Here is a 13,750-nt window from a genome sequence, read left to right as displayed (position 1 = left end):
TGCGCTCGATCACCTTCTCCACGCTGCCGACCTGCAGGGTGGTGACGGTGCCGCTGCCGTTGTCGTCCACGCGCTTGTAGCGGCTGCGGTCCGGGCCGTAGCGGAAGTGGGTGCTGTGGCTGCCCTTTGCGATCAGGGTGGGTTTGTCGAAGACGCTGTATTCGAGTGTCCGGCCATTGCCGTCGCCGGTCAGGTTGCCGTTGCCGTCGTACTGGTAGCCGATGTTGCCGATACTGGTGCCGGTGACGGCGTGGGGGCGCGGGCCGTCGTAGCTGTAGTCGCCGACGCCGGTCTTGAAGGTGATGTTGCCGCCGGCGTCGTAGCGCACTTCCTGTACGTCTGTCTGGCTGCCGTTGTTGTTCAGGTAGGCGTACCGCAGGCGGTTGAGGCCGTCGTACTGGTAGGTCTCCTCGAGATCTTTCTGGTAGATGCCGTCGCCGCTCTTGTCGGTCTTGGACATCAGGTTGCCGATGGCGTACCAGTCGTAGTGGAGGTTCTGCACCTTGCCGATACCGGGCATGATATCGGTGCGGATATCGGTCAGGCGGTGGCTCTGGGGATGGTATTCATAGGCGGTGGTGAGGCCGTTGCCGAGCCTGACTTCCTTGACCTGGCCGCGCACGGTCATGTCTTCGACCGTGTAGTAGAAGCCCTCGTCGATTGGGGCCTCCAGGTCGCGCACGCCCCGCTTGTAGCCGTAGGGGTTGTAGACGGTCTCCACGCCGTAGAGGTAGTTGGGCGGGCTGCCCTGGTCGTAGGCTTGCTGGTTGCTGGCGTCGAAGGTTTTTACCGCGCGGCTGTATTTGTCGTAGGTGACCTTTTCGAAGAAGTCGCCATCGCCGCCGATCAGCCCCAGGGTGGTGGTGGTTTCTCCCAGGCGGCCGTACTGATCGTAGTGCAGCAGCTTTAAATATCTGAGATCGTCCAGGTTGGGGTTGCAGCCGCCGCTGATCACCACCGGGGCCTGGGCCACGGCCACCAGTTTGCCGTCGAAGCGGTAGAGGGAGTTGCAGCCGGGGTCCCGATCATAGTACCAGCGGGCAAACTGTTGCAGGTCGCCGCCCTGGCTGGCCGAATCGAAGTTTTTGTAGTCCGCCCGGGTGAGCATGCGGCCCAGGGCGTCGTAGGTCATGGCGGTGCCCTGGCCCTTGGCGTCCTTCTGCCATTGCAGTTCGCCGAAGCCGGTGTAGCCGTAGGTCCAGCTGCCCTTGTCCGGGTCCACCAGCTTTTCTTTGCGGCCGAGCTGGTCGTACTCGATGCTGGTGAGCGAGGTCTGCACACCGCTGCTGTCGAGGACCTTGACGTTCTTCAGCTTGCCGTCGGCGTAATAGCTGTATTGCAGCTTGCCGCCGATATTGTCGGTGATCGCCGCCACTTCGCCGAGGGGGTTATTGTCGGTGGTTTTGCTCTGGCCGCAACTGCTGGTGGTCACCGTCAGGCCGCTGTAGGTAGTGCTGATATCACACTGGCCGTCCGGCGCATTCACCAGGGTGGTGCGGCCGAGGATATCGTAGCTGTAGTGGGTCCAGCGCGGGCCGCCGGCGCCGTAGGGTTCGGATACGGCCTTGACCCGGGAGTGGGCGTCGTACTGTGTATCCACATAGACCGGGTCGCCGTGGAAGTCCTGGGTCTGCTTGCGGATCTCGCGGCCCAGGCGGTCGTGGTAGACGACTATCTGGGCCTGGTCGATGCCGGTGGTCGTCACCTTGAAGTGGGCCGGGATGCCGGCCACGGTGGGGCAGCCGCCGGACTCGCTGCACAGCACTTTCAGGGTGGTGCTGTGGCTGCCGGTTTCTATATGTTCGAAATAGGCTTCACCGAACTGGGAGTAGGCGCGCGTGGTGGCCACGCCGTCCATATCCAGTGCTGTCCCCGGGGCACCGAAGGCGTTGAAGTCCTGCAGCCGGGCCGTGGTTTGCTCCAGGGCGTTGACCTGGGTGACGGCGTAGCGGCCGTAGCCATCGTAGATGGTTTGTGTGGTACGGCTGTTGCCGTCCGCATCCGTAACCGTGAAATGGGTGCGATTGCCGAAGCGGTCGTGCTGGTAGTGGGTGTGCAGCTCGAAGCCGGTGTCTTTCTCCACCCACTCGTCGGTGAGCAGGCCGGTGGCAGGATCGTAATCGAAATCCGCGTGGCGGGTGATGACCGGAGCAGCAAGACTGCCGAAACGCTCGGTGGTGACAGTGCTGTTGGTGAGCCTGCCCAGGTGCCAGCGGCCGCTGTCCACCACATTATCGTAGTTGTTGGTGGTGGTCTGGTTCTGCAGGCGGTTGCCGGCGGCATCAAAATGCTCGGCAATCACCTTGGAGACATTGCCGTACAGGATGTCGGCCGCCTTGGCACTATCGTAGATGGTCCGGGTTTCTTTCTTGCCGAGATAGGTGCCGTCCAGGGCGTAGGACTTGTCGATGGCCTTGCTGATATACGGGAATACCGTTTTGCCCGTCGGCGCGATCGCGTCCATCTCGTTGATCGAACAGCTGATCAAGGTCAGGCCGGTACCGCTGCAGGCGGCTGGGACATTGATATTGCCCGGATCCGGCTCTATCACCTTGGCGGTTTCCGCCGGCATGCCGATATAGGGGTAGTCCTGGCGGTACTTGGTGGTGGTCTTGACCTGGTTCTGCGGGTCGTAGGTGGTGACCTGCTCGAAGCCGAGGAAGCCGCGGCCACCGCCCTGCATACGACCCTTGGCGTAGTGGTAGTGCAGTTCTACGGTGTTGGCGTCGTCGTTGGCCGCCGGGGCATCCGAGATGACCTTCTGCACCACATACATGGGCGAGTAGAGATCGAACACCGGTGAGCCGTTGCCGTAGTCCAGGGCCGAGGACCCGGTGGTTCGGGTGTAAATATTGGCGGAATCATCGTTCAGGCGGGCGTACTCTATTTTGGTTTTGACGCCGAAGCCGTTAGTAACATTGGTCAGTACATCCACGGGTTTGTTTTTGTGTTTGGGGGCGAGGATGCGCAGGTACTTGTCTGCTAGTGGCGCCAGGTTGTCGCAGGGGTTGCCGGAGGTGATGTCCTCGAGTTCGGAGCAGATCTCCAGTAGTTCACCGCGACCGTCGCCGTCCAGGTCCAGGGTATAGTGAAAGATATCCGTATCGTGCACACCCCAAGGGTAACCGGTATCAATGGGGGAGCCGAAGCCGGTGGGCGTGTTGGGCAGGATGTGCAGGGTGCCGAAACTGCTGCTGACATTACCTGCATAGAGAATATCTACCAAGCCGTCGCTATTCCAGTCGTAGAAGACAGGATCGTCATCGACCTCTGCGGGCAATCCACCTGCGCTCACGAAGTCATTGCCGTTAAAGTGGGAGATGTTCCAACCGAAGTCCTCGTGTTTGCGGAATACCAAGTCTGTAAGGCCGTCGCCATTTAAATCCAGCAAATACGGCTGAACATGATCGGGATTGTAGCCTTCGACCCAACTTGAGTAGGCATAGGTATGGCTGCCAGTACCTGTGGAAAGGAGTACAGCAAAGTAATCGGTGCTGACCTGCATCCCCTCCGGGCAGTCCAACGGAGATTCGATGCATGTCCACAGGGTTGTTGCAACAACCGTCATATCGGCAACGCCGTCGCTGTTGAGGTCCGACACTACATCATTGTTGCGAATTTTTACGCTGACTTTCTTTATGTATTTACCAGATCCACCCTGTGGCACCGGCGCCTCCGGCACCAAGAGATCGCGAGTTACTTCCCCGCTTTCAAATGCCAGGCCGCCGGGAACACGCTTCATATAGCGGATGTGGGCCCGTGGTATTTCGCCATTGGCATGCAAGGTTCCGCCTGCGGCGAGCTTCAGGTAGTCGGGTAAGCCATCTCCATTGAAATCATACATACCGCCAAGCTGATCCGCCTCATAGGGAATCAGTGTCGTCGTTTCGGTAGCGGAGAAAGTATTTCCTACGGATAAATTCACCTTCCAAGCGGCACCGCTTTCTGCAGGCGCACGCAGCAAATCTACCCTGCCGTCATCGTTGTAGTCGACCAGGTGCCACTCTTTGCGAGCGTTGGAACGCGCACGCAGCTCCCAGCTCTGCTGGGAGAGGCCTCCTGCAGCATTGCCCAGGGCGATGCGGAAGTAATAGCGGTCATCGCTGGTTGTCCAAGGGTCTCCGGGCGACAGCTTGATCCATACCAGATCCTGAAGGCCGTCGCCGTTGATATCGCCGACCTTGCCTCCCGTAAAGTTGCTCGATAGCAGGCTCGTATTGGGACTATCGTCGTTGACGCCTTCTTCGGTCAGATCGGCGTAATCGAAATCGGTGGCCTCCCGGCATTTAGTGTCGACACACTCCTGAATAGCGGACATGCGCAGGCGGCCCGTGGTGCCTGTTTCGTAGGTGGGTATATAGCTGCGCAGCTCTATCCCGCTGGCCTTGGAGGCAACCGATTTCAGGCGGCGGGTCAGGGATTTCTTCTCACCAAAGGCGTAGCCAAATATCTTGTCGCTGCGATTGGTGTCGTAGGCGAAACTGATCTCGTTGAGGGTCCCATCGTTGCCGTTGGCGGAATAATGAATGGTTTCGATCAGGTGTTCGCCGATTATTGCATCCTTGAGATACTGGTACTCGATAAAGTTTCCAACGCTGTCCACCTGGCGGCCCAGATGCCAAGCGTTGGTGCTATAGCTGTCCTCGTTGGTGCCGTAATAGGAGATGGAACCATCTTTGCGGTAAACCTCGAAGCCCTTGTTGCTGCCCACTCTGGTGGAAACCAGTTTGACGCGCACAAAGGAATCCAGAGAAGTTCTGTACACAGAGCCGACGGCACCCTGAGTGCCGCTGATCAGCTTGAGACGCTGGCCGTCCAGGCAGAAGCGGTCGAAGGCGCTACCGTTGACCCCGTCCTCTTCCAGGGTGCGGCGACAGGCAGTGATGGCGGACAGGCCACTGATGCTCCAGCCCATCCCCATGGGGCCATTGCCGCGTTCACTACTGTAGGACAGGGCAACGGAGGGCACGGCGCCGCCCGATGCGGGGCCGGTGACAATCGGGATGGTGTAATTGGCAGAACCGGATTCGCTGATCCGGAACTCACCGCCGACTATGCCCACCCTGTCTGAGGCGAGTACTTCCGCAGCCGTATTGGGCACAACCGTCTCCTGATGCGGAGCCACTTCGATGGCCACCGGTGCCTCGGCGATGGAGACTTCGACAATGGCGGAGGCGGTATCACCGGAACACGGTGCGAATGAAGATACCTGGTTGCAGGCACGCACTTTGAAGGCATGGAAGCCGTCGTCGAGGGTGTAGTCACGGTCCAGCTGTTGTAGGTCCGTGTGGGTGATCTTGCCGCTTTCGTGCCAGGTTACCGGACCGTCGATGGCATCGGCGCTGCCGGGCACCAGTTCATAGTGGGTAACATTGCCCGCAGCTGCCTGCCAGCTCAGGTTGATCACACCGGTGCGGCTAAAAGTCGCCGACAGGTTGGCGGCGCCCGGCGGCTGTGGGCGCTCCGCCACGATGATATTGAGGGCGGCGCTGGTGGGGCAGTTCCCCTCTCGCTCGCAGCGGAGGTTGAGTGCCTTGACGGTGTAGCTGTAGCTGCCGTCGTCCCGTTTAGGCGTAGTGTGACTGAAAGCCGCGTTAGGAGACTGCGGATTACTCGACAGCGTTTTGTACAGGCTGCCGTTTTCGTAGATCTCGTACTTATAGACGGCCGCGGATTTCAGATCCGTCCACTGCAGTGGAATAATACCGTCGTCATCGTTGGGCAGAGGGTTGATTACAGGCTTGGTCGGGATCACCTGATTCCAGACATTTACTGTTGTCGGGTTGCTCCAATTGGTACTGCAGCCCGCGGAGTTGCAGTTCTTGGTCTGGATTTCCCATGCCCCATCGGTGAGGCCGCTCACCAAGAAGCTACTACTGGAGGCCGTGGAATAAGTCCCCTCCCCAGGCCAGTCGCCCCCCTGGCGCTTCTGCCAGCGGACAGTATCGATGGGGCCGGTGCTGTTGGAGCTGAGCAGGGCAGTGCCGTCGTAGGAATCGGCTTCTGCGACGGAGATCGCAGGTCGGCTCGGCTTTAGGACGACATTGACAGTGACTGGACCTATGGAATCGAGCTCTTCTCCCTCTTGGCAGTTTCCTTGAGAATCCGTACTGACACAGTACCACCTGGCTAGATAGTAGGAGTAATTGCCGCTGGCAGTGATATGGTCGGTAACACTTCCGTGACTACTAATTGATTCATCCCAACCGCTGTCATAGACAGTAGTAGAGCCGCGCTTGAGTGTCAGTCTCGGGATGGGTGACCAGGATGTATTCCATATCAACTCTACAGTTCCGCCATTTACATAACGCGCGAATAGCGCCGGCATGTTGACTTGAACCGTCTTGGTTCCGGTCCACCCGCTGCAAGCCTCGATACCGCTATATGTGCTGCAGGCACGAACCTTGTACGAATAGCTTCCATTAACTAGTTTATTGAAGCTTTTGCTCGTGCCACCTTGAACCCAGTTACCGGACGAATCCCCACTCTCTTGCAGCTTGTATTGCAGCGAGCCACCTGCACTGACGGAGTCCCAACTGACCGAATACAGTCCGTTTGACGAGGTAGCGGGAACGGTAAACCCTCCGGGTACACTTGGAGCCCTTGAGACAACGACGCTGCCAGAGGTCTTGAAGCTGCCTGTCACCCCATTCTTGACCGCAGCAACCCGATATTTGTAAGCTCCAGTACCACGGCCAGTTACAGTTTTGGCGGTACCAGTGCCCGTATATACCGTGGCCCAGCTACCGCCATTTTTTTGCTCTTGTAATTTGTAGCTGTCTCTCCCGGAAGCACTGGACCATGAGACAGCAACACTGCCGTTTGTTGAGGAGCCAGGGATTGTAATTGATCCTGGCGTGCGCACCACTGTAATTTTCTTTACGCCAGTAAAAGAACTGCAATTTACTCTTGATGTATGCGCACTGTCATTACAGGCTCTAACTCTATACTCGTAGATACCCGTTGATTTACCACTAACGCCTTTTGATCGCCCCGCCCCGTTGTGGATTCTTTGCCATGACCCGCCATCCTTTCGCTCTTGAAGCTCATAGCGATCGAGACTGCCAGATGCACTCCCCCAGCTTATGGAATAGGAACCATCCTTATCTGTGCTGGCTAACGATATTGATTGCGGCTTACCGGGTATGTGCAAGACTTCGGTTTGAGTCGACCCTATAATGGAATCGCTCTGCGCATGGGCAGATGCCACCAGGAAGAATAGTGGATTGTTCTTTATTTTATCGACGAAAACGAAGTAATCTGGAATCCCGCCGCCACCACCTACCGGCCTACCCCTCAGGAAAAAGTGCCAGACTCCTTCCCCGAGCCCACTGAAACTTTCCGACGTAGCCCCTGATGAAGCGAACACACTATATTGTTGGACACCGTTTTTGCTGACAAAGATCTCTACATCAGTATGCCCACTGCCCCATGTAATACTGAATGAGCCATCAGCATCCCAAGCGGGCGAACTGGGAGCGCTATTAGAATTGGAGGAAGCGAATATTGACAGAAATAAAAAAATTGCGGCTAACTTACGGATAGTCACTCTGGCACCCAAGACAAGCAATATATTATTTTAAAACTTGCGAAAGAGATTTATCTCAAATACACAAGTGCTTATTGCTGGTACTGGCGTTCAGAATGAGTAACTTCACCAAGCGATAGACCAGCTATTATCTAGCTGAATCTTATGGCCAAAAAGGAAAACTTAGAAGCAACAAAACGAGAACCAAGTCTCACTAAATGGCGGATGTAATGACGTGTAATATTGGGAGCACCTGCGAATGCAGCTACTTATACCACTAATACTTTTGCCACATCCAACATCCGATTCGCAAACCCCCACTCGTTATCAAACCAGATCAATATCTTAACCAGCCTGCCACCAGCCACACGCGTCTGGCTGGCATCGACGATGCCCGAGCGGGAGTCGTGGTTGAAATCGCAGGAGGCGAGGGGCTCTTCGGTATAGCCCAGCACGCCGGCGAACTCTTCTATCGCAACGGATTTCAGCAGCGCGTTGACTTCTTCCTGAGAGACGGACTTGTGCAGCTGGACTGAGAGATCGATGGCCGACACGTTGACCGTCGGCACGCGCATGGCCTGGGCTTCGAATCTGCCCGCGAGTTCGGGCAGGATGCGCTCTATACCGCGGGCCAGGCCGGTATCGACCGGAATGATCGAGTTCATCGCCGAGCGGGTCTTGCGCAAATCGGTGTGGTGATAGGCATCATTCACCGGCTGGTCGTTCATCGCCGAGTGGATGGTGGTGATCACGCCGGCTTCTATACCGAATGCCCTATGCAGCGCGGCAATGACCGGCACGCTGCAGTTGGTGGTACAGGAGGCGGCGGAGATAATGGTTTCCTCGCCGGTGAGGATATGGTCGTTGATGCCGTAGACGATGGTTGCGTCCACGTCGCTTTTCGCCGGTTGGGAAAACAGGACCTTGCCCGCTCCGGCTTTCAGGTGCAGCTCGGCGCGCTCGCGTTCGCTAAAGCTGCCGGTGCACTCGAGCACTATGTCGACCCTTTCCTTTGCCCAGTCCAGGTCTTCCAGCCGCTCATGATGGCTCACGGCGATGCGGTCGCCATTGACGATCAGCGTGTCCGCCTCGACAGTGACTTCGCCGGCAAAGCGGCCGTGCACAGAGTCGTATTTGCTCAGGTGGGCGATGGTGGCGCAGTCGGCCAGTTCGTTGATGGCGACGATTTGCAGTCGCTCGCGGGCGCCGGATTCATACAGGGCGCGGAGAACTGAGCGGCCTATGCGGCCGTAGCCGTTGATGGCGAGTCTGGTACTCATTGGAGATTGACCGGCTTTGGCATGGGGATAGGACTCCGGAGGGGACTGGATCCCGGCCTGCGCCGGGATGACGACTCAAACTAATTTTCAACTCGTCATGCCGGCGCAGAGCCTGTGCCGGACTTGATCCGGTACCGGCATCCAGATCACTGCTTGAGCGGACGATTACTTCAGCAGGCTTGCCACTGTCTCGGCAACATTGTCGGCGGTAAAGCCGAAGTACTTCATCAGCTCGCCGCCGGGCGCGGATTCGCCGAAGCTCTTCATACCGACGATGGCACCGTCGAAACCGACAAACTTGTACCAGTAATCCTGGTGGCCGGCTTCTACGGCGACGCGGGTGCGCACGCTCGACGGCAGTACCGACTCGCGGTAGGACTCGTCCTGTTCCATAAAGGCTTCGGCGCAGGGCATGGAGACCACGCGTATCTTTTTGTCGGCCAGTTTTTCCCTCGCCGCCATCGCCAGCTCCACTTCGGAACCGGTGGCGATGATGATGGCTTCCGGCGCGCCCTCGCAATCGGCCAGCACATAGCCGCCCTTCTCGATCGCCTTCAGCTGCGCATCGTCGCGCTTCTGCGGCGCCAGGCCCTGGCGGCTGAAGATCAGCGCGCTGGGGCCGTCCTTGCGCGCAATGGCAGACTTCCAACTGACGGCGGACTCGGTGGCGTCGCAGGGGCGCCAGGTGTGCAGGTTGGGCGTGGCGCGCAGGGCGGTCAGCTGTTCTACCGGCTGGTGGGTGGGGCCGTCTTCGCCGAGGCCGATGGAGTCGTGAGTGTAGACGAAGAGTACCCGCTGCTTCATCAGCGCGGCCATGCGCACCGCGTTGCGGGCGTACTCCATAAACATCAGGAAGGTAGCGCCGTAGGGCACGAAGCCGCCGTGCAGGGCGATGCCGTTCATGATGGCGCTCATGCCGAATTCGCGCACGCCGTAGTAGACGTAGTTGCCGGAGGCATCGTCCGCAGTCACGCCCTTGGAATCGGACCAGATGGTGAGGTTGGAGCCGGCAAGGTCGGCGGAACCGCCGAGGAATTCCGGCAGCAGCGGGCCGTAGGCGTTCAGCGTATTCTGGCTGGCCTTGCGCGAGGCAATCTTCTCGGCGTCCTGCTGGCACTGTTTGATGTACTCGTCGGCCTTCACCAGGAAGTCCGCGGGCAGCTCACCGCTGGCGCGGCGCTCGAACTCCGCCGCCAGTTCCGGGAACTCCTCGCGGTAGTCGGCGAAGATATCCTGCCATTCCTCCTCCTGGGCCTCACCCTTGGCGCGCGCGCTCCAGCCCTCGTAGATATCTTCCGGGATCTCGAAGGGGGCGTGGCTCCAGTTGATGGTCTCGCGTACCAGCGCGATTTCGTCGTCACCCAGGGGGGCGCCGTGGCACTCCTCGCGGCCCTGCTTGTTCGGGGAGCCGAAGCCGATCACCGTCTTGCAGCAGATGATGGTGGGCTTGTCGGTCTCGGCGCGGGCGGCCTCGATGGCCGCCTTGATGGCCGCGGCGTCGTGGCCATCCACGCCCGGGATCACGTGCCAGCCGTAGGATTCGAAGCGCTTGGGTGTGTCGTCGGTGAACCAGCCCTCGACTTCGCCGTCGATGGAAATGCCGTTGTCGTCGTAGAAGGCGACCAGCTTGCCCAGCCCCAGGGTGCCGGCCAGGGAACATGCCTCGTGGGAGATACCCTCCATCAGGCAGCCATCACCCAGGAAGACGTAGGTGTGATGGTCCACCAGCTCGTAGCCGGGGCGGTTGAACTGGGCCGCCAGCACCTTCTCCGCCAGCGCCATGCCCACGGCGTTGGTGATGCCCTGGCCCAGGGGGCCGGTGGTGGTCTCCACACCCGGCGCATAGCCGTACTCCGGGTGGCCCGGGGTCTTGGAATGCAGCTGGCGGAAGTTCTTCAGCTCGTCCATCGGCAGCTCGTAACCGGACAGGTGCAGCAGCGAGTAGAGCAGCATGGAGCCGTGACCGTTGGACAGCACGAAGCGGTCGCGGTCGGCCCAGTCCGGGTTGGCCGGGTTGTGTTTCAGGTAGTCGTTCCACAGGACTTCGGCGATATCCGCCATGCCCATGGGCGCGCCCGGGTGGCCACTGTTGGCTTTCTGGACGGCATCCATGGACAGGGCGCGAACGGCGTTGGCCAGTTCGGTGCGGGACGGGTTGCGGGAAGGCATAGGGCGAACTCTCTGAAATCGACTCTTTGGGTTTGGGGGCCGGGCTGCACCAGAAGGTAGGCCACGGCGGCGAAAATGCGGCGCAGTCACAGTCCTGTTGCCACGCCCAAGATAAAAAGGAGGCGTATTTTCCCGTAATCGGCCGCCGGGCGCAAAGGCCGCACGACCCAAATGCGCTGACCGGCAATATCGACCCGCTGCCGGGCAGGCGGTCACACCGGAAAACTGCATCAAAATCCACTTATGCAACTACATCAAAAAATTTTGATATAGAGCTCATCCACTGCTAGACTCCCCGCCATGCTTCAATCCCAGCAATCTCCAGATAGCGCCGCGATCACCGAAAAGGGTGCCGGTGGCGACATAGCGCAGCTGGCCGCGCGCCTGAAGGCCACCGGCGATCCGCTGCGCCTGGAGATACTGCGCCTGCTGAGCCAGGACTCCTACAGCGTGCTGGAGCTGTGCCGCATTTTCAGCCTGCGCCAGCCGGCGCTCTCCCACCACCTGAAGGTGCTGGCCCAGGCGGGGCTGGTCAGCAAGCGGCGCGAAGGCAACAATCTCTTTTACCGCCGCAGCAGCGACAACAACGGCCTGCAGCCGCTGTTTGCCGGCCTGGATCGGCTGTCGCTGCGCCCCGAGCTGGCCGAGGCCGTGGAGCAGGTGGCGCGGGAGCGCGCCGAGGCTTCGCGGCGTTTCTTCGCCGACTACGGCAACCGCTTCCGCGAACAGCAGGAGCTGATCGCCGGCTACGAGGTCTACGGCCCCCAGGTGGCGCAGTTGCTGAATCCCGGCGCCGCGGCGCTGGAAGTGGGTCCCGGCGAGGGGGAATTCCTGGCCGAGCTGACGGGCCGCTTCGAGCGGGTCACGGCACTGGACCTTTCCCGCACCATGCTCGAACGGGCGCAGCAGTTTGCCGGCGAACGGCAGCTGCAGAACATCGAGTTTATCTGCGGCGACACCCGCGAGGCCGCCGCGCGGCCGCAGAGCGCTGACAGCATCGTGGTGAATATGGTGCTGCACCACACCCCGGAACCGGCGCAGATCCTTCAGGACCTGCAGGCGGCGCTGAAGCCCAATGGTCAATTGCTGGTGGCGGAGCTGCAGGACCACCGCCAGGACTGGGCCCGCGAGGCCTGCGGCGACCTGTGGCTTGGCTTCGCACCGGAGCAGCTGCAGGGCTGGGCCGAGGATGCCGGCCTGATAAACGGGCGCAGCGTTTACAGCGCGCTGCGTAACGGATTTCAGATTCAGATTCGCGAGTTTTTGAAACCGTAAGGGCGAAATTCCGACCGCCTTTTCAGCGCACTATCGTCATTCCGGCGCAGGCCGGACTGCGAAGGCATGGATGCCGTAGCGAGCATTCGCGAAGCGAATGGCCCGAAGGGCGTGGCGCAGGAGCGCTACCTAATCCAGGTGGCACAAAACTGGATACCGGCCTGCGCCGGTATGACGAACACAAGAGTAGCGGAATAAATGGAACGCCTGCGGGGGCTTAAACGGACCAGCCGCGGCGAAATAATTGGAGAGCACCACATGAGTGAATACAGACTGTTTACCTCGGAGTCCGTGTCCGAAGGGCACCCGGACAAGATCGCCGACCAGATTTCCGACGCGGTACTGGACGCGCTGCTGGCGCGCGACAAGCAGGCGCGGGTGGCCTGTGAGACCCTGGTGAAGACCGGCATCGCCGTGATCGCCGGCGAGATCTCCACCAGCGCCTGGGTCGACCTGGAAGACCTGGTGCGCAAGGTCATCACCGATATCGGCTACACCTCCTCGGATGTCGGCTACGACGGTGAGACCTGCGGTGTGATCAACGTGATCGGCAAGCAGTCGGTGGATATCGCCCAGGGCGTCGACCGCGCCAAACCGGAAGACCAGGGTGCCGGCGACCAGGGTCTGATGTTCGGCTACGCCACCGACGAGACCCCCACCTTTATGCCGGCACCTGTCTACTACGCCCACCGCCTGGTGGAGCGCCAGGCGGAAGTGCGCAAGTCCGGTCTGCTGCCGTGGCTGCGTCCGGATGCCAAGAGCCAGGTGACCTTTCGCTACGACGAAGACGGCAAGCCCTGCGCCATCGACGCGGTTGTGCTGTCCACCCAGCACAACCCGGACGTCAGCCAGGATGATCTGCGCGAGGCGGTACTGGAGCTGATCGTGCACCATGTACTGCCGGCCGAGTGGCTGCACGCGGACACCAAGTACCACATCAACCCCACCGGCAAGTTCGTGATCGGCGGACCGGTCGGCGACTGCGGCCTGACCGGGCGCAAGATCATCGTCGACACCTACGGCGGCTCCGCCCGCCACGGCGGCGGCGCCTTCTCCGGCAAGGACCCGTCCAAGGTGGACAGGTCCGCGGCCTACGCCGGCCGCTATGTGGCCAAGAACATCGTCGCCGCCGGCCTGGCCAAGCGCTGCGAAATCCAGGTCTCCTACGCCATCGGCGTGGCCGAGCCCACCTCGGTGTCCATCAACACCTTCGGCACAGGCGCGGTAAGTGAGGACAAACTGATCGAGCTGGTGCGCGAGAATTTCGACCTGCGCCCCTACGCGATTTCCAGGGCGCTGGACCTGCTGCACCCTATGTACCAGCTGACCGCCGCCTACGGCCACTTCGGCCGCGAGCCCTTCCAGCACACCTACCACTGGGTGGACGGCAACGGCGAGGAGCGCAGCGAGACCTTTACCGCCTTCCCCTGGGAGAAAACCGACAAGGCCGAGGCGCTGCGCGCGCAGACTGGGCTTTAAGAGAAAAACTTTAGGCGCG

General features: G+C 60.1%; 5 protein-coding genes. 2 read left to right on the top strand and 3 right to left on the bottom strand.

Annotated features, from left to right (window positions below; genetic code table 11):
• The 3 genes from IG627_RS13935 to tkt all read right to left on the bottom strand — a co-directional run.
• Positions 1–5,863: toxin TcdB middle/N-terminal domain-containing protein (locus IG627_RS13935; protein WP_319024574.1), on the bottom strand; the 5,863-nt coding region annotated here is incomplete at its 3' end.
• A gap of 1,934 nt (positions 5,864–7,797) precedes the next feature.
• Positions 7,798–8,808, bottom strand: a complete 1,011-nt coding sequence (gene gap, locus IG627_RS13930) for a type I glyceraldehyde-3-phosphate dehydrogenase (protein WP_193192982.1) — start codon at positions 8,806–8,808, stop codon at positions 7,798–7,800.
• Between the two features lie 165 nt (positions 8,809–8,973).
• Complete coding sequence (gene tkt / locus IG627_RS13925) at positions 8,974–10,977, bottom strand: transketolase (RefSeq protein ID WP_193192981.1); 2,004 nt, start codon at positions 10,975–10,977, stop codon at positions 8,974–8,976.
• A 300-nt stretch (positions 10,978–11,277) separates the two neighbouring features.
• On the opposite strand from tkt, the gene IG627_RS13920 reads away from it, so the two are divergent.
• Positions 11,278–12,252, top strand: coding sequence for a metalloregulator ArsR/SmtB family transcription factor (locus IG627_RS13920; RefSeq protein ID WP_193192980.1), 975 nt, complete (start codon positions 11,278–11,280; stop codon positions 12,250–12,252).
• Positions 12,253–12,510: 258 nt separating this feature from the next.
• Positions 12,511–13,731: a methionine adenosyltransferase gene (metK, locus tag IG627_RS13915; RefSeq protein WP_193192979.1), complete on the top strand. Its 1,221-nt coding sequence runs from the start codon at positions 12,511–12,513 to the stop codon at positions 13,729–13,731.
• Positions 13,732–13,750: the final 19 nt, after the last annotated feature.

Source organism: Microbulbifer taiwanensis (assembly GCF_014904815.1).
Classification (GTDB): Bacteria; Pseudomonadota; Gammaproteobacteria; order Pseudomonadales; family Cellvibrionaceae; genus Microbulbifer; species Microbulbifer taiwanensis.
Note: the sequence above shows the minus strand (reverse complement) of the source record. Positions and strands in the feature narration are given on the sequence as shown.

Bases quoted from the DNA above. Each gene is read 5' to 3' on its own strand.
- gap (WP_193192982.1), bottom strand. From the start codon at position 8,808: ATGAGTACCAGACTCGCCATCAACGGCTACGGCCGCATAGGCCGCTCA.
- tkt (WP_193192981.1), bottom strand. From the start codon at position 10,977: ATGCCTTCCCGCAACCCGTCCCGCACCGAACTGGCCAACGCCGTTCGC.
- IG627_RS13920 (WP_193192980.1), top strand. From the start codon at position 11,278: ATGCTTCAATCCCAGCAATCTCCAGATAGCGCCGCGATCACCGAAAAG.
- metK (WP_193192979.1), top strand. From the start codon at position 12,511: ATGAGTGAATACAGACTGTTTACCTCGGAGTCCGTGTCCGAAGGGCAC.